This is a genomic window from Lentzea atacamensis, assembly GCF_003269295.1.
GTDB lineage: Bacteria > Actinomycetota > Actinomycetes > Mycobacteriales > Pseudonocardiaceae > Lentzea > Lentzea atacamensis.
The window spans coordinates 1,322,238-1,338,524 of the sequence record NZ_QLTT01000001.1 but is presented as its reverse complement, the minus strand read 5'-3'; the positions used below and the strand labels follow the sequence as shown (position 1 = coordinate 1,338,524).

Annotated in this window: 19 protein-coding genes; 10 read left to right on the top strand and 9 right to left on the bottom strand. The window is 70.6% G+C overall.

Annotated features, from left to right (window positions below):
- Positions 1-59: 59 nt before the first annotated feature.
- Positions 60-983: an LLM class flavin-dependent oxidoreductase gene (locus C8D87_RS06320; RefSeq protein ID WP_112225865.1), complete on the bottom strand. Its 924-nt coding sequence runs from the start codon at positions 981-983 to the stop codon at positions 60-62.
- Positions 984-1,001: 18 nt separating this feature from the next.
- On the opposite strand from C8D87_RS06320, the gene C8D87_RS06315 reads away from it, so the two are divergent.
- Entirely contained in the window at positions 1,002-1,379 is a 378-nt protein-coding gene (locus C8D87_RS06315; RefSeq protein ID WP_112225864.1) for a VOC family protein, read from the top strand.
- 76 nt (positions 1,380-1,455) lie between these two features.
- Here C8D87_RS06315 and C8D87_RS06310 read toward each other — a convergent pair whose 3' ends face one another.
- Together C8D87_RS06310 and C8D87_RS06305 are read right to left on the bottom strand one after the other, a co-directional pair.
- A complete protein-coding gene (locus C8D87_RS06310; protein ID WP_112225863.1) occupies positions 1,456-1,869 on the bottom strand; it encodes a hypothetical protein in 414 nt (137 codons plus the stop codon).
- 37 nt (positions 1,870-1,906) lie between these two features.
- On the bottom strand, positions 1,907-2,476 hold the full coding sequence (locus C8D87_RS06305; RefSeq protein ID WP_112225862.1) for a TetR/AcrR family transcriptional regulator: 570 nt from the start codon (positions 2,474-2,476) through the stop codon (positions 1,907-1,909).
- 46 nt (positions 2,477-2,522) lie between these two features.
- On the opposite strand from C8D87_RS06305, the gene C8D87_RS06300 reads away from it, so the two are divergent.
- A complete protein-coding gene (locus C8D87_RS06300; protein ID WP_112225861.1) occupies positions 2,523-3,746 on the top strand; it encodes an MFS transporter in 1,224 nt (407 codons plus the stop codon).
- Here the strand turns inward: C8D87_RS06300 and C8D87_RS06295 are convergent.
- The 4 genes from C8D87_RS06295 to C8D87_RS06280 are packed head-to-tail and all read right to left on the bottom strand — an operon-like array spanning position 3,735 to position 6,543.
- Positions 3,735-4,343 carry a CoA transferase subunit B gene (locus tag C8D87_RS06295; RefSeq protein WP_112225860.1) on the bottom strand — a complete coding sequence of 203 codons (609 nt, stop codon included), beginning with the start codon at positions 4,341-4,343 and terminating at the stop codon, positions 3,735-3,737. The two genes, C8D87_RS06300 and C8D87_RS06295, sit on opposite strands and share 12 nt — an antisense overlap.
- A gap of 4 nt (positions 4,344-4,347) precedes the next feature.
- The gene (locus tag C8D87_RS06290; protein ID WP_109636286.1) at positions 4,348-5,106 is read right to left on the bottom strand and encodes a CoA transferase subunit A; all 759 of its coding nucleotides are present in this window, start codon (positions 5,104-5,106) and stop codon (positions 4,348-4,350) included.
- Positions 5,103-6,221 carry an acetyl-CoA C-acetyltransferase gene (locus C8D87_RS06285; RefSeq protein ID WP_112225859.1) on the bottom strand — a complete coding sequence of 373 codons (1,119 nt, stop codon included), beginning with the start codon at positions 6,219-6,221 and terminating at the stop codon, positions 5,103-5,105. The genes C8D87_RS06290 and C8D87_RS06285 overlap by 4 nt, the downstream gene beginning before the upstream one ends.
- Positions 6,222-6,255: 34 nt before the next feature.
- Positions 6,256-6,543, bottom strand: coding sequence for a muconolactone Delta-isomerase (locus tag C8D87_RS06280; protein ID WP_109636288.1), 288 nt, complete (start codon positions 6,541-6,543; stop codon positions 6,256-6,258).
- A gap of 246 nt (positions 6,544-6,789) precedes the next feature.
- On the opposite strand from C8D87_RS06280, the gene C8D87_RS06275 reads away from it, so the two are divergent.
- Positions 6,790-7,596: an IclR family transcriptional regulator domain-containing protein gene (locus C8D87_RS06275; protein ID WP_112225858.1), complete on the top strand. Its 807-nt coding sequence runs from the start codon at positions 6,790-6,792 to the stop codon at positions 7,594-7,596.
- Here the strand turns inward: C8D87_RS06275 and C8D87_RS06270 are convergent.
- On the bottom strand, positions 7,583-8,032 hold the full coding sequence (locus C8D87_RS06270) for a DinB family protein (RefSeq protein WP_233441997.1): 450 nt from the start codon (positions 8,030-8,032) through the stop codon (positions 7,583-7,585). The two genes, C8D87_RS06275 and C8D87_RS06270, sit on opposite strands and share 14 nt — an antisense overlap.
- Here C8D87_RS06270 and C8D87_RS46795 point away from each other — a divergent pair.
- The 3 genes from C8D87_RS46795 (at position 7,913) to C8D87_RS06260 (ending at position 10,020) form a co-directional block, all read left to right on the top strand.
- Positions 7,913-8,254: a hypothetical protein gene (locus tag C8D87_RS46795; RefSeq protein WP_215732274.1), complete on the top strand. Its 342-nt coding sequence runs from the start codon at positions 7,913-7,915 to the stop codon at positions 8,252-8,254. The genes C8D87_RS06270 and C8D87_RS46795 overlap by 120 nt on opposite strands.
- A gap of 76 nt (positions 8,255-8,330) precedes the next feature.
- Positions 8,331-9,194: an RNA polymerase sigma-70 factor gene (locus tag C8D87_RS06265; RefSeq protein WP_112225857.1), complete on the top strand. Its 864-nt coding sequence runs from the start codon at positions 8,331-8,333 to the stop codon at positions 9,192-9,194.
- A 79-nt stretch (positions 9,195-9,273) separates the two neighbouring features.
- Positions 9,274-10,020: an SDR family oxidoreductase gene (locus tag C8D87_RS06260; protein ID WP_112225856.1), complete on the top strand. Its 747-nt coding sequence runs from the start codon at positions 9,274-9,276 to the stop codon at positions 10,018-10,020.
- A gap of 66 nt (positions 10,021-10,086) precedes the next feature.
- Here the strand turns inward: C8D87_RS06260 and C8D87_RS06255 are convergent, their stop codons facing one another.
- Entirely contained in the window at positions 10,087-12,753 is a 2,667-nt protein-coding gene (locus C8D87_RS06255) for a helix-turn-helix transcriptional regulator (RefSeq protein ID WP_215732193.1), read from the bottom strand.
- 105 nt (positions 12,754-12,858) lie between these two features.
- Here C8D87_RS06255 and C8D87_RS06250 point away from each other — a divergent pair, with 105 nt between their 5' ends.
- The 4 genes from C8D87_RS06250 to C8D87_RS06235 all read left to right on the top strand — a co-directional run bounded on the left by C8D87_RS06250 (position 12,859) and on the right by C8D87_RS06235 (position 16,284).
- Positions 12,859-13,305, top strand: coding sequence for a VOC family protein (locus C8D87_RS06250; protein ID WP_112226298.1), 447 nt, complete (start codon positions 12,859-12,861; stop codon positions 13,303-13,305).
- On the top strand, positions 13,305-14,645 hold the full coding sequence (locus C8D87_RS06245; protein WP_112225855.1) for a dihydrolipoyl dehydrogenase family protein: 1,341 nt from the start codon (positions 13,305-13,307) through the stop codon (positions 14,643-14,645). The genes C8D87_RS06250 and C8D87_RS06245 overlap by 1 nt, the downstream gene beginning before the upstream one ends.
- Positions 14,642-15,232 carry a VOC family protein gene (locus tag C8D87_RS06240; protein WP_233441927.1) on the top strand — a complete coding sequence of 197 codons (591 nt, stop codon included), beginning with the start codon at positions 14,642-14,644 and terminating at the stop codon, positions 15,230-15,232. The genes C8D87_RS06245 and C8D87_RS06240 overlap by 4 nt, the downstream gene beginning before the upstream one ends.
- Positions 15,233-15,315: 83 nt before the next feature.
- On the top strand, positions 15,316-16,284 hold the full coding sequence (locus tag C8D87_RS06235) for an NAD(P)-dependent alcohol dehydrogenase (RefSeq protein WP_112225854.1): 969 nt from the start codon (positions 15,316-15,318) through the stop codon (positions 16,282-16,284).
- Positions 16,285-16,287: the final 3 nt, after the last annotated feature.

The following is a 16,287-nucleotide window of genomic DNA, read 5'->3' as shown; positions in this document are numbered from 1 at the left end:
GTGGTGCCCTTCCGGCGAGCGCGTGTGGCACCTCGGCGGGCCTCAGTTCAGCCGGCAGATCACGGCTCCGCTGCACCGGAAGCCGCAGTGGAGCTGAGGCCGCCCGCGATCGCCGCCACCAGCTCGTAGCTGCGCCGGCGGTCCGCGTGGTGGTGGATCGGTGAGGTGATCATCAGCTCCTCCGTGCCGGTCTCGTCGATCACAGCCTGGAGCTTGCGCGTGATCGTCTCCGGCCCGCCGGTCAGCACGCGGCCGTCGTCGGGGCCGAGGTGCGTGGCCGCGTCCTCGGGGCTGGGCAACAGGATCCGGTTGCCCTCCCGGCGGCTGCGCACCTTCGTCCTGATCGGCCCGGCCAGCCATTCAGCCCGTTCGTCGTCATCCGCGGCGATCACCGACACGCTGACCAGATCCGCCCTGCAGGCCTGGTCCGGGCTGAGGTGCCGCGCGAAGGCGAACGGGATGTTCAACGCCGCCGCCAGCTCGGCGGTTCCTGGGGAGGAACCGAGCAGCCACACCTCCGGCACGTTGCCGCCCCGCACCGGCACGGCGGTGGTGTTCCTGGGATCGAACAACGCGAGCAGCTCTTCCAGCTGTTCGCGGTACGGCGCCGAGCTCCTGCGCAGTGCGGTGACGACGTGCGGCGGCCCACCCGGCGCCCGCCCGACGCCGAGGTCGATCCGGCCGGGGTGCAGCGCCGCGAGCGTGCCGAACTGCTCGGCCACCACGAGTGGCGGGTGGTTCGGCAACAGCACACCACCCGCGCCGATGCGCATTCTTGAAGTGACCGCCGCCAGGTGTCCGGTGAGCACGGCAGGAGCGGAGCTGGCGACCCCGCGCATGCCGTGGTGCTCCGGTACCCAGTACCGGTGGAAGCCGAGCTGTTCCGCCAGCTCCGCGAGATCGGCGGTGTTGCGCAGCGCCTCTCGCGGTGTCGAGCCCTGGACGATCGGCGACGTGTCCAGCACCGACAAGCGAATCCCCATGCCTGCCACACTAGGACGATGCGCATCGACCGGCTGGATCACCTGGTGCTGACCGTCGCCGACCTGACCCGCACGATCGACTTCTACGCCGGCGTCCTCGGCATGGAGGAGGTCACGTTCGAAGACGGCCGCAAGGCACTCGCGTTCGGCCGCAGCAAGATCAACCTGCACGAGGCGGGCCGCGAGTTCGAACCCAAGGCCCGCCAGGCGGTTCCCGGCAGCGCCGACCTGTGCTTCATCACCGAGGACCCGCTCGACGAGGTGATCGCGACGCTGCGGGAGCACGGCGTCGCGATCCTCGAAGGCCCGGTCGACCGCACGGGCGCGGCCGGGACGATCCGCAGCGTCTACGTCCGCGACCCGGACGGCAACCTCGTCGAGATCAGCAACTACTAGGCCTGTATCGAAGTCCCGTTCGATGAGAGTCGCGCCTCAGGCCCGGCTATCGCGAACATGGACTTCGATACAGGCCCTAGCAGCGCTCGTCGGTCTGGCCCCAGTAGACGTTGCCGTCACCCCACACCTCGCCGTACGCCCTGGTGCACTTGGTGAGCGAGTTGGTGCCCTTGGACCAGACGTCCTGCTTGTTGCGCCCGTTGACGTTGCTGTTGAAGTCGCGGTCACCGTTGACGACCATCGCGGCGCTGGAGCTGAAGCCGCCCGGCTGGGAGGCGTACGAGTCCCACACGTAGGTGTAGGCCCAGTTCTTGCCGCAACCCTTGAACTGCTTCACCGACGCGATGATTGTGCTGCCCTTCTTCACGTACCCGGTGGAGCCGATCTGCACGGTGTCGGCGCAGCCCGGCGCCCGCTCGGCCTGGGCGGTGCCCGTCAGCGCGAGCACCGAGAGGGCCACCGCAGGCAGGATCAACATCGTTTTGCGCATGCCTCACGATGGCGCCCGCCGGTTAGGCACCGGTAAATCATGGAGCGCTGGTTCCACTTCGAGCGGCAATCACGGTTTCCGCCATTTTTCTGGCCCGCGGGATCGCCTCCTCCGGCGGGGACCCGAGCAGCATCCGGACCAGGACGCCCTCGTAGAGGATCGCGACGTCCTCGGCGACCTCGCGCACCCCGGTCAGGCCTGCGGCCAGCTCGGTGAGCCGGCGCATCAGGTGCTCCTTGTGGGTACGTGCCACCGCGACCGCTGGATGTCCCGCCGGCAGTTGCAGCAAACCCGCGACCTGCGCACAGCCCTGGTCCGCGGCCTGGTCGCGGCACCACTCGAGCAGGGCGTCGAACACGGAGAGGACGCGCTCGCGCGGGGTCGCGGCGTCAGCGGCGACCCGTTCCCACAACGCGCGCCACAGGTGGTCGCGCCGCCGCAGGTACGCCTCGACCAGCCCGTCCTTGCCGCCGAAGTTGTTGTAGACCGAGCCGAGCGCGACCCCTGCCCGGTCCACGACGGCGTCCACACCGGTGGTCGCGATGCCGTCGCCGTAGAACAGCTCGTCGGCCGCGGTGAGGATGCGCTCTCGCGCCGTGAGGGACACGTGGCTATGGTAGGACTAGAACCACGGTTCTACTTGGTGGAGGACGATGCGTACAGGACTGGGATCGCTGATCTGCGCGGGTACGGCACTCATCGGGGTGTGCTATGGCTTCGCGCGATTCGCTTACGGCCTGTTCGCGCCCGTGTTTCAGCGCCAGTTCGCGTTGGACGCCACGCTGCTCGGCGTGATCGCGGCGGGTAGCTACGTCGGCTACGGGATCGCGATCATCGCCGGGTTCGTGCTGACGAACTGGTTCGGGCCGCGTGTGGTGGCGGCCGCGGCCGGGGTGGTCGCGGCGGCCGGCACGGCGTTGGTCGCGGTGTCGGTCAACGGCGTGATGCTCGCGGTCGGGATTCTGGTCGCTGGGGCGAGCACCGGCCTTGCGTCGCCGCCGATGGCCGAGGCGATCGCCCGTGCCGCCGACAGGTCACGGCAGGACCGGGCGCAGTCGGTGGTGAACGCGGGGACCGGCGTCGGTGTGCTGTTGTCCGGGCCGATCGCGATGGCGCTGCTCGACGACTGGCGGTTCGCATGGGCGACGTTCGCGGTGCTGTCCGCCGCCGTGACGTGGTGGATCATCGCGACGGTGCCGCGCGGCCGCGCTGACGTGCGTGGTGAGCAGGGGAGCCTGCTGCCGGCGGGTGCGCCGGTGATGCTCGTCGCCGCGTTCCTGCTGGGCCTCGCGAGCTCGGCCGTCTGGACGTTCGGGCGGGACGTGGTGCAGGCGGGCCCGGCCGTGGCGACGATCATGTGGTCGCTGATCGGGCTGGCCGGGATGCTCGGCGCGTTCAGCGGGCACCTGGCCGGCGGCATCGGGCTGCGCACCTCGTGGACGCTCGTGCTCGTCCTGCTCTCCGCGGCGACCGCGGCACTCGCGTTGTGGCCGGCGAGCGTGGCACTGACGCTCGTGGCCGCCGCTCTGTTCGGTGGGGCCTACATCGCGCTGTGCGGGCTGGTCCTGGTGTGGAGCACGAGGGTGCACGCCGGCCGGCCCGCCACCGGTGTCGGCACGTCCTTCCTGATGATCGCCGCCGGACAGGCCGCAGGTGCGCCGCTGACCGGTGCGGTCGTCGACCACGCCGGCCACCTCACCGCTTTCCTCGCCTGTGCCGCCGTCGGACTGCTCGGGGCAGCGGTCCGGCCCAGCGAAAGGATCAGCTCATGGAGTGGGCCGTCCAGTTCGTCCGGGACTTCCTCGCCGGTGTCCACGCCGGAAACGGTGTGCTCCACGGCGTCACACCCGCCGCGAGCGCGAGGATCACGCCACTAGTGGTGCGGCAGTGCGCTCGCGCACCGTCTCCTCGGTCACACCCGGCGCGAGCTCGACGAGCCGCAGACCGTCCGGCGTCACGTCGAACACGCCCAGGTCGGTGATCACCCGGTCGACACATCCCTTGCCGGTCAGCGGAAGCGTGCACTCCTCGACGAGCTTCGGGCTGCCGTCCTTCGCGGTGTGGGTCATGACGACGATCACGCGGCGAGCACCGTGCACGAGGTCCATCGCGCCACCGATGCCCGTGACGAGCTTGCCGGGCACCGCCCAGTTCGCCAGGTCACCGCGCGCCGACACCTCCATCGCGCCGAGCACCGCCACGTCGACGTGGCCGCCGCGGATCATGCCGAACGACAGCGCCGAGTCGAAGAACGACGCTCCCGGCAGCACGGTCACCGTCTCCTTGCCCGCGTTGATCAGGTCGGGATCGACCTCGTCGTCGAGCGGGTAGGGACCGACGCCGAGGATGCCGTTCTCGGACTCCAGCACCACCTCGACGCCCGGCGGCAGGTGGTTCGGGATCAGCGTGGGCACGCCGATGCCGAGGTTGACGTACTCGCCGTCGCGCAGTTCCGCGGCGGCGCGGGCGGCCATCTCGTCACGACTCCACACGGCGCACCGTCCTGAACTCCACGCTCTTGTCCGTTGCCTCGTCAGGACTCAGTGCCACCACCCGTTGCACGAAGATGCCGGGCAGGTGCACGTCGTCGGGGTCGATGACGTCGACGAGCTCTTCGGCCTCGGCGATCGTGACCCGGCCGGCCATCGCGGCGAGCGGGTTGAAGTTGCGGGCCGACTTCTCGAACACCAGGTTGCCGAACCGGTCCGCGCGCGCCGCCCGCACCAGCGCGAAGTCGGTGCGGATGCTGTGTTCCAGCACGTACTCGCGGCCGTCGAACTCGCGCACCTCCTTGGGAGGCGAGGCGATCGCGACGGTGCCGTCCGGGTGGTATCGCCACGGCAGGCCGCCGTCCGCGACGAGCGTGCCGACGCCGGCGGGCGTGTAGAAGGCGGGAATGCCGGTGCCGCCCGCGCGCAGGCGTTCCGCGAGCGTGCCCTGCGGGATCAGCTCCACCTCGATCTCGCCCGCGAGGTACTGGCGGGCGAACTCCTTGTTCTGGCCGATGTACGAGCCGGTGACGCGGGCGATCCGGCCCGCGGACAGCAGCACGGCGAGGCCCTGGTCCATGGCGCCGCAGTTGTTCGACACGATGCCGAGCGAGCCGGCACCCTTGTCGTACAAGGCGTTGATGAGCACCTTCGGCACACCGCACAGCCCGAAGCCGCCCACGGCGATGGTCGCGCCGTCGTCCACATCGGACACGGCGTCCGCGGCGGAGGCCACGACCTTGTTCATGACACCCTCTCGAAGACCGCCGCGAGCCCCTGCCCGCCACCGATGCACATGGTTTCCAGCGCGTACCTGCCGTCACGGCGCTCCAGCTCGCGCAGCATCGTCGCGAGAATCCGCGCACCCGTCGCGCCGACGGGATGCCCGAGCGCGATGCCGGAACCGTTGACGTTGAGCCGCTCGAAGTCGGAGAGACCCCACTCGCGCGTCACCGCGAGCACCTGCGCGGCGAACGCCTCGTTCAGCTCGATCAGGTCCATGTCGCCGAGCTTCAGGCCGGCGATCTGCAACGCCCGTGCGGACGACGGCACCGGCCCGATCCCCATCCGCGCCGGTTCGACCCCCGCCGACGCCCACGAAACCAGGCGCGCCAGCGGACGCAGGCCCAGCTCGGCGGCACGATCGGAGTGCGTGACGACGCAGAGCGCGGCGCCGTCGTTCTGCCCGCTCGCGTTGCCCGCGGTGACGGTCGCGCCCTCGACGTCCATGACGGTCTTCAACGACGCGAGCTTCTCCAGCGTCGAACCCGGCCGCGGGTGCTCGTCCGCCACGAAGTCCCCGACAGCGACCAGCTCTTCCGCGAAACGATCCCGCGCCGCCACCGCACGCTCATGGCTGCGCAACGCCAGTTCATCCTGCTCGGTGCGGGAGATGTCGTACTCGCGCCGGAGGTTCTCCGCGGTCTCCAGCATGCCGCCGGGCACCGGGAAGTTGACGCCACCGGCGGTCACCCGGCCGCGAGCCAGAGCCTCAGTCCCGGCGTTCGACATGCTCTCCACCCCGCCCGCGAGCACGAGGTCTTGCGCACCGGTCTGCACCGCCATGGCAGCGTTGATCACGGCCTGCAGCCCGGAGCCGCAACGGCGGTCGAGCTGCACACCCGGCACGCCGACACCGAGACCCGCGTCCAGCGCGACGACGCGGCCGATCGCCGGGGCGTCCATGGTGGGGTAGCAGTGGCCGAGCACCAGATCGTCCACATCGGACGGATCCAGGCCGGTGCGGCGCATCAGCTCCTGGACCACGATGGCGCCCAGCTCCTGGGCCGTGCGCTCCTTGATCGCACCGTTGTAGCGGCCCACAGGGGTGCGGATGGGCTCGCAGATGACGGCGTCACGCATGAATTCTCCTTTTAGCTGTTTTCGCGCACGGCCGTCATGGCTGGGCCGCCAGGTCGGAGGGGTGTTGCGCCAGCGGCGTCACCTCGACCCGCATGAACTCCCACAGCGGTAACGACGAGAGGAGCGCGTGCAGCTCGTCGTTGGACGGCACGTCGAAGACGCAGATGGTGCTGTGGTGCCCGACGACCCGCCAGAGGTGCGGCCACACACCCAGTTTCTGCAGTTCCAGCGCCCGGTCCTTTTCGGCGGCGATGAGTTCGGCACGCCGGTTGTGGTCGAGGTCGTGGGGGAGTGAGACGTCCATGCGCACGTGGAAGAGCAACGGTCACCTCCTGGTGAAGGCCGCGACGGCGGCGTGGGCAGCAGCTCCTCGCGCCTGGACAACCGGCAGGCCGGTCGATCGAGGTGCCACCGTGAGCGGGAATACCCGCCGTCGCGCGGTGCCGAACCCGTGCGGTGATCAAGTGACATCTCCGCTCTTATGTACGCTATGCGTACAACTTGTACGCGATGCGGTTACATTGAGGGTGCCCTGCCTTCGTGGCGCTGTCAACGGGAGGATGAGGCGATGGCGAGCGATCCGGACGAGCGCGACTTCATCCAGAGCATCGAGCGCGGGTTCGCGGTGCTGCTCGCGTTCGACGAGGAGCGGGTCAACCCGAACCTCGCGGAGCTGGCCGCCGCCACCGGCCTGTCGCGTCCCGCGGTCCGCAGGATCCTCCTCACGCTGCAGCGGCTCGGGTACGTGCGTGCGTCCGGCAGCAGGTGGTCGCTGACGCCGCGGGTGCTGAGCATCGGGCAGCACTACTCGGCGTCGCACGCGATGATCGAAGTCGCGCACCCGCACCTGCTGGACCTGTCGGTGAAAACCGGCGAGTCGGCGTCGCTCGCGGAGCTGGACGGGCGGGACGCGGTGTACGTCGCGCGCGTGCCGGTGCGGCGGATCATGAGCATCAACGTGTCGATCGGCACCCGGATCCCGGCCTTCGCGACGTCGATGGGCCGGGTGCTGCTCGCGTGGGCACCGGACGCCGTGGTCGACGAGATCATCGCGGCCGGGCTGCCCGCGCTCACCAGGCACACGGTCACCGACGCCGACGCCTTCCGCGGCGTGCTGCGGCAGGTTCGGTCGGACGGGTGGTCGATCGTCGCGGAGGAGCTGGAGATCGGCCTGCTCTCGGTGTCCGCGCCCGTCCGCGACCGGTCCGGTGAAGTGGTGGCGGCGCTCGCGTCCTCCACGTCCGTCGGGCGATCGTCGGTTGAGGCGATCCGGCGTGATGTGGTGCCATTGCTGCTGGACGCCGCGAAACGGATCAGCGCCGACCTGGGGTACCGGAGCTCGGCGCAGGCGGATCGGGCCGTCACGCCCCCGTGACGCCGTCGATGCCCTCGCGCAGGAAGTCCGCATGGCCGTTGTGGCGCGCGTACTCGTGACAGAGGTGGTGCACGACCAGGCGCAGCGACACCTGCTCGGACCACCGCGGCTGGTAGCCCGTCACATCGAGCGACTCGGCCTCGCGCACGATCCGGCGCGCGTGCTCGACCTCGTTCTGCCACGCTGCGAAAGCCTCGCTGCGGCTTGACTTCGAGGCGTCGTGGGCGACCTGGTAGTCGTTGTCGTCCGACCACACCAGCGGGATGTCCTCGCCGTTGATCACCTTGCGGAACCAGGTGCGCTCCACCTCCGCCATGTGCCGCACGAGGCCGAGCAACGTCAGCGTGGACGGCGGCATCGAGCGGCGGCGCAGGTCGTCGTCGGAGAGACCTGGTCGCTGTTGTGGGACAGCAACGGCAACGTCCAGGACATCCAGGACGGCGGAACCGCGTACGCCGTCAACGCGGGCGGACTGATCACCGGTGAGCGGTCGGACATCGTGGGCCGCGCGTCGGTCTGGCGGGACACGGCCTTCCAGAGCGAGCTGCCCTATCCCGACGGTGTCACCGGCGTCTTCGAGTTGTTCGTCGTGGGCAACGACGACAGCCTCTTCAGCCACGCGTACAGCCACGGGCCACTGCGCTGGACGTGCGCCTGACCCCACGTGCGGGGCGCCACATCATCCCCTCGTCCGATCGGCGCTAACGTGGCGGTCTGACGAGGGGAGCGGTGGCATGACACAGCTGGAGCAGGCCGAGTCGGCGTTCGCGGCGGCTCGGCCGAGGCTGTTCGGCATCGCCTACCGCATGACCGGCAGCGTGGCCGACGCGGAGGACCTCCTGCAGGAGGTCTGGCTGCGCTGGCAGCTCGCGGACCGCGCGTCGGTGGTCAACCCCGAGGCCTACCTGGCGACGGCGATCACCCGGCTCGCGATCAACGAGTCGCAGACCGCGCGGGCCCGGCGGGAGACGTACGTCGGCCCGTGGCTGCCGGAGCCGGTGGACACGGCCGCCGATCCGCAGCTCGGTGCCGAGCAGGGTGCTGTGCTGGAGCTCGCGGTGCTGATGCTGCTGGAGAAGCTCACGCCGACCGAGCGCGCCGCGTACGTGCTGCGCGAGGCGTTCGACTACCCGTACCGGGAGATCGCAGAGATCGTGCAGACCAGTGAGGTCGCGGCGCGGCAGCTGGTCAGCAGGGCGCGCAAGCACCTGGCCGACGAGCGCAGGGTCCCCGTCGAGCGCGCCGAGCAGCGCAGGCTCCTGGAAGCGTTCGTGGCGGCCGCGCAGGCCGGTGACCTGGCCGCGCTCGAGAAGCTGTTCGCGCAGGACGTGGTGAGCTACTCCGACAGCAACGGCGCGGTGCGGGCGGCGGGCAGGCCGCTGTTCGGCGCGGCGGCGCTGGCGAAGATCTTCGCGGCGTGGGCACCGGGGTTCTGGGCGGGCGCGGAGGTCGGTTACGTCGACGCGAACGGCCTGAGCGCCGTCCGGTTGCGCAAGGACGGCACGACCTACGCGGTGATCACCGTGACGGCCTCCGCGGAGGGCATCGACCAGGTGATGTGGCTGGTCAACCGGGAAAAGCTGAACGCGTTCCAGTAGGCCTGTCACAACGGCGCGGGCTGTCCTGTCTTAGCTCGTGAACACCCGCACCGGGCGGGCTCACGAGAGGGACGGACCCATGAGGATCGTTGTCATCGGCGGCACCGGGTTGATCGGCAGCCAGGTCGTGAAGCGGCTCGGTGAGCACGGCCACGACGCCGTGCCCGCGTCACCGAACAGCGGCGTCAACACGGTCACCGGCGAAGGCGTCGAGGAGGTCCTGCAGGGCGCCGACGTGCTCGTCGACGTGTCGAACTCGCCGTCGTTCGCCGACGACGACGTCATGAACTTCTTCACCGCCGCCACCACCAACCTGACGAACGCCGCCAAGAAGGCGGGAGTCGGCCACTACGTCGCGCTGTCGATCGTCGGCACGGACGAGCTGCCCGACTCCGGCTACCTGCGGGCGAAGGTGGCGCAGGAGAAGCTCATCAAGGAGTCCGGCCTCACGTACTCGATCATCCGCGCCACCCAGTTCTTCGAGTTCGCGGGCGCCATCGCGAACTCGGCGGACGTCGGCGGCGTCGTACACCTCCCGCACGGTGGTGTGCAGCCGATCGCGGCCTCGGACGTCGCCGCGGTGGTCGGCAGGACCGCCGCGACCGAGCCGGTCAACGGCGTGCTGGAGATCGGCGGGCCGGAGGAGTTCACCATGGACGGCTGGATTCGCACGGTGCTGGCCCAGCGCAAGGACGAGCGCGAGGTCGTGAGCGACCCGCAGGCCAAGTACTTCGGCACGTTCCTGACGGGCAGGCAGCTCGTGCCCAACGAGGGCGCGCAGCTGCAGCCGACCAGCCTGCAGGACTGGTTCGCTGCGGGGAACTGAGCCCACGAGCCACCAACGGGTAGTGCACTGACGGCCGCATCCCCGAGCGGGCGTTCAAGCGGGTCGTCAGCCAGGCAGCGGAAACGTGGCGTCGCGGAGCTGTCTCCGCGACGTCACACCGAGCTTGCCGAACACCTTGCGCAGGTGCCATTCCACCGTGCGCGGGCTGATGAACAGGCGCGTGCCGATCTCCGGGTTCGAGAAGCCCTCGCGGGCCAGCCGGGCGATCTGGTACTCCTGCGCGGTCAGCTCGACGGTCGGCTCCGCGGTGCGCTTGCGAGCCGTTTCGCCGGTGGCTTGCAGTTCACGCAGAGCGCGGTCGGCGAACGTGGGCATGCCACAGGACGTCAGCATCTCGTGGGCCGTGCGGAGGTGATCGCGCGCCTCGACGCGTTGGCCCTCGCGGCGCAGCCACTCGCCGTACAGCAGATGGCCGCGAGCCAGTTCCGGCCGCAGACCCGTGCGGGCGAAGAAGTCGATCGACTCCCGGAAACCGTCGGGAGAACCGTTCAACGCGCGCAAGCGGGCCTTGAGGCCCGACGACCAGTCGGTGTCGACCCACGCCGATGAACGTTCCAAAGCCTCAGTCACCAGGCCGGTGTCTCCGGTGCGGGACGCGGCCTCGGCCAGCTCGGTGGTGGCCAGGCAGCTGTAGACGAGGGCATCGGAGTTGACCACGCGCGCCGCGGCGTCGCGGGCCAGGTCGTGGCGGCCCAGTCCGTTGTGGAGGATCGCGAGGGTCCAGTCCGCGATGACCGCGAGGCGTCCCTGGCCTTCCGAACGTGCTTGCGCGCCAACGGCGGTGGCCAGGTCCTCGCCTCGGTGGGCGGCCTGCAGCAGGACGGCGTAGGCGACCGGCGGTGTGCCGGTGACCTCGGAGATGCGCCTGTCCTCCTCGATCAACGCCTGCGCGGCGGCCGGATCACCGGCCATGAGTTCGTTGTCCGCCAAGAAGTTCAACGCGAACTGCAGCTGTACGAGGGCACCGGCTTCGCGTGCCAGGCGCACCTGTTGCTGGGCGAACGCGTGGCGCGTCTCGAAGTCGAACATCTCGGTCGCGACGATGCCTCCCGCGCGGTAGCCGAAGAGCCACGGCAGACGGCTGATGTCCTCGGCGGCGACCTTCAGCGCGCGTACCTCTTCCAGCGCACGGGTCATGTGCGGTACGGACGCCGCGTAGCCGGACGTGATGCGGGTGCTGAGCGCCTCCAGGACCAGGTCGATCGCGCACGGCGGGGTGCGCGGAGGGGGAGCGGTGCGGGCCGCGTCGGCCAGCGGCGCACCGGCCCAGATCGTCGCGGAGAGGGCTTCCAGGTGGGTTTCGCGGGCCAGGTCCGGGTCGAACGGGGTGAGCCGGCGGGCTGCGCTGAACAGCAGGGGAGCGGCCTCGCCGACACGGCGCCGGTCGAACGCGATGTGCCCGCGCAGGTGCTCGACCTCGGCACTGCGGCGCTCGTCCGGCGGACCGGCTTCGACGGCCGACAACAACCGCAGCGCCGCGTCCAGTGCACCGGCGTCGCGTTTGGCGCGCGCGGCGGCGAGCTCGCGGGAAGCGCGGAGGCCGGGTTCCGGGGTGAGCACCGCGGCCTGTTCGAGGAACGCCGCCGCGGCCAGCAGCCCGCCCCTGGCCTGGGCGCGCGACGCGGTGTTCTCCAGATCGGCCGCGACCTCCTCGTCAGGCGCGGCGGTGCCCTGGGCGCGGTGCCACGCGCGGCGGTCCGGGTCGATCGCCGGGTCGGTCACGTCGGCGAGCGCCCGGTGCACGCGCTGACGGTCCACAGTGGACGCTGACCGGTACACGGCCGACCGCACCAGCGGGTGCCGGAACTGGACCCGTGCCCCGAACTCGATCAGCCCGGTGCCCACCGCGGCGGCCGCCGGGTCGGCACCGAGCCCGAGGAGCCCGGCCGCGCGCCACAGCAGGGTCGCGTCACCGAGCGGCTCGGCGGCCGCCGTCAGCATGAGCAGGCGCGTGCCGGCGGGCAGGGGTTCGATCTGGCGGACGAAGGCCTGTTCGATCCTGCTGGTCAGCGGCCCGGCGTCGAGCCCGTCGGCCACCTCGCGCGGCAGCTCCAGCAACGCGAGGGGGTTGCCGCGGGCCTCGGCGACGATCCGGTCGCGCACCCGGCCGTCGACCGGCCCCTTGATCACCGAGTCGAGCAACGCGCGGGCGTCGGTGTCGTCGAGGCCGCGCACGTGCAGCTCCGGCAGCCCGTCCAGGTGGTCGTTGCCCTCGCGCAGGCCGAAGACCAGCACGATCCGTTCCGCGAGCAGCCTGCGGGCCACGAAGCCGAGCACCGCGGACGACATCGGGTCGAGCCACTGCGCGTCGTCGACCAGGCACACCAGCGGCTGTTCGTCCGCGACCTCGGCGAGCAGCGTCAGCACCGCCAGCCCCACCATGAACCGCGTCGGCCGGGGTCCGGACGTCAGGCCGAACGCGGTGCCGAGGGCCTCGCGCTGGGGTGCGGGCAGCTTGTCGAGCCGGTCGAGGAACGGCACGCACAGCTGGTGCAGGCCGGCGTACGGGAACGCGCTCTCCGCCTCCACGCCCGCGGCCCGCGTGACCCGGAACCCCGACGCCCGCGCCGACACGTGGTCGAGCAGCGCCGTCTTGCCGATTCCCGCCTCACCGCGCAGCACCAGCACCTGGCCGCTGCCCGACTTCGCTCGCGTCAGCAGGCGGTCCAGCGTCTCGCCCTCAGCGCGTCTGCCCAGGAGATCGTCCGACACGGCCCCGAGCCTACGTGCCAGGGAGTGACCAGGGTGTTCCACGGGTTCGAGCGGCCCCCTGGCGCGAGCAGTCTCGTGTCATCGACAACGAAGGAGATGGTCCTGATGGACTTCAAGCTCGAAGTGGTGGTCATCCCGGTCGCCGACGTGGACCGCGCGGAGCACTTCTACAAGACGCTGGGCTGGCGCCTGGACGCCGACTTCACCGCCGAGGACGGCCTGCGCGTCGTGCAGCTCACCCCGCCGGGATCCGGAGCGTCGGTGATCTTCGGCAGCGGCGTGTCCGACGCCGAGCCGGGCAGCGCGCAGGGCCTGTACCTGATCGTCGACGACGTCGTGGCCGCGCGGGCGGAGCTGGCGAGCCGTGGGGTGCAGATCAGCGAGGTGTTCCACGACAAGGGCGGTGTGTTCCACCACGCGGGAACCAATGCGCGGGTGGAGGGCCCTGACCCGGAGCGTCGCAGCTACTCCTCGTACGCCTCGTTCAGCGACCCCGACGGCAACGGCTGGGTCCTGCAGGAAGTCACGACGCGTCTGCCGGGACGGGTGTGATGACCCACTACGACGTCATCGTCATCGGCGGCGGGTCACCCGGCGAGCACTTCGCCGCCGCCGTCGCCGACGGAGGTCTCCGCGTCGCGCTGGTCGAGCGCGAGCTGCTCGGCGGTGAGTGCACCTTCTACGCGTGCATCCCGTCGAAGACGCTGCTGCGCGCGGGCGAGGCCGTCGCCGGCGCGCGGGACGTGCCCGGCGCACGGGAGGCGGTCACCGGTCAGGTCGACGCCAGGGCGGCGTTGGCGTGGCGGGACTTCATGGTCTCGTCCTACGACGACGCGGGTGCCGAGAATTGGGCCCGTGACACCGGTATCGACGTGCTGCGCGGCGACGGCCGGATCGCCGGGCCGAAGACCGTCGCGGTGGGCGACGAGACTCACACGGCCGACCACATCGTGATCGCCACGGGCTCGGAAGCGTTCATCCCGCCGATCCCCGGCCTGCGCGAGCTGGACGTGTGGACGAACCGCGAGGCCACCGGTGCCGAGGAGATCCCCGCCAGGCTGCTGATCCTCGGCGGTGGGCCGACGGGTGTCGAGATGGCCCAGGCGTTCACCCGCCTCGGCGCGTCGGTCGCGCTGGTCGACGGCGCGGACCACCTGCTGCCCCGCGAACCGGAGGCGGTCGGCCGTGCGCTCGGCGAGGCGCTGGCCGCCGACGGCGTCGAGCTCCACCTCGGCGCGCACGCCACCGCCGCCGCCAAGGAGGGGGACGAGTACGTGCTCGACCTTCCGGACGGCACGCGGCTGCGCGGCGACAGGCTCCTCGTCGCCACCGGCAGGCGTCCGCGGGTCGAGGGCATCGGGCTCGAAACCGTTGGTGTCGAACCGAATCCGCACGGGCTGGGCACCGACGAGCGGATGAACGTGGCCGACGGCATCTGGGCGGTCGGCGACGTCACCGGTCAGTGGAACCTGACCCACGTCGGCAAGTACCAGGGCCGCGTCGCCGCCGCGAACATCCTCGGCAAGCCGGCCAGTGTCAACTACGACGCGGTGCCACGGGTCGTGTTCACCGATCCGCAGGTCGCCGCAGTTGGTGCGGCAGAAGGAAAGTACACCGCAACCGTCCACCTGTCCGGCGTCGCGCGCACGGCCACCTACACCCGTGAGTACGACACGCGACCCGGCTTCCTGACCCTCGTCTCCGACGGCGAAGTCCTCACGGGCGCCCACGCCATCGGCCCCGAGGCGGGCGAATGGCTCCAGCAGGCCACCGTCGCGATCCGCGCGAAGGTCCCGCTGTCCGTGCTGCTCGACGTCGTCCAACCGTTCCCGACCTTCTCCGAGGCCTTCCTGAACGGCCTCCGCGATCTGGCAAAGGAAACAGCGAAGTGAAGAAGTTGACAGAGATCGACATGAAGATCGAGGTCACGGTCATCCCCGTCACCGACGTGGAGCGCGCCAAGGAGTTCTACAGCCGCCTCGGCTGGCGCCTGGACGTCACCCCGCCGTGGGTCGTGCAGTTCACCCCGTACGGCTCCGGCGCGTCCATCCACTTCGGCGAGGGCGTCACGACCGCCGCACCCGGTTCCGGCCGGCACTTCCTGATCGTCTCGGACATCGTCGAGACGCACGAGGCCCTTCTCGCCGCAGGGATCGAGGTCGGCCCGCTCTACCACGGCGGCCCGGACGGTCCCGTCGAGGGCGCCGACCCGGAACGCCGGAGCTACTTCACCCGCGCCGAGTTCGCCGACCCGGACGGCAACACGTGGATCCTGCAGGAGGTGACCACCCGTCTTCCCGGCCGGGTCGACGCCGACGACACGTCCTACACGTCGATCGCCGATCTGGCCTCGGCGTTGCGCAGGGCAGCGCTGGCGCACGGTGAGTACGAGAAGCGCAACGGCGGTGAGTACGACGAGAACTGGCCCGACTGGTACGCCGAGTACATGGTCAAGGAGCAGACGGGCGAGGTCCGGTGACATCGGGCCACGCCACTAGGGGTCGTCCCTGATGTGGATGTGCGTTGCCACGGCTTAACTTCCTGCCAACGAGGGAGGCCGCGATGAAGGCGATCGTGCAGGACAGGTACGGCTCGGCGGACGTGCTGGAACTCAGAGAGGTCGAACGGCCCGTGCCCGGCGCCGGGGAGGTGCTCGTGCGCGTGCGCGCGTCGTCGGTGAACGCCGCCGACTGGCACGTGATGCGGGGCGACCCGTACTTCGCACGGCTGTTCCTGGGGCTGCGCGGGCCGAAGACCCGGATCAGGGGGCTCGACTTCGCGGGCGTGGTCGAGGCAGTCGGGCCCGGTGTGAACGGGCTGCTGCAGGTGGGGGACGAGGTGTTCGGTGAGGTCGAGGGCGCCTTCGCCGAGTACGTGTGCGTGCCGCAGCACCTGGTGGAACACAAGCCGTCGAACCTGACGTTCGAGCAGGCGGCGACGCTGCCGTTGGCGGGAAACACCGCGTGGATGGGCCTGCGCGACCTGCAGAGCGGGCAGAAGGTGCTGATCAACGGCGCGTCCGGCGGCGTCGGGCTGATGGCGGTGCAAATCGCCAAGGCGCGCAAGGCCATCGTGACCGGGGTGTGCAGCACGCGCAACGTCGAGCAGGTGCGGGCGGCCGGCGCGGATCACGTCATCGACTACAGGACCGACGACTTCGCCCGCGCCGGTGAACGCTACGACCTGATCTTCGACCTCGTGGGCAACCGGTCGATGAGCGAGCTGCGGGGCGCCCTCACCCCGGACGGGACGCTCGTGCTGTCCGGGGGAGGCAGCTTCACCGGCGGTGTCCTGTTCGGCCCGTACCGGCTGATCATCCAGGGCAAGGTGCTCGGGCCGTTCGCCCGGCAGCGGCTCGTGGTGCTGGAGGCCAAGCCCGGCAAGGAGAACCTGGCCGCGCTGCGGGAGCTCGCCGAGTCGGGACAGCTGGTGCCGGTGATCGAGCGGATCTACCCGCTGACCGACGTGCCGGACGCGATCCGGCACGTCGAGAAGGAGCACGCGCGGGCGAAGGTCGTGGTCACGGCCTGACCG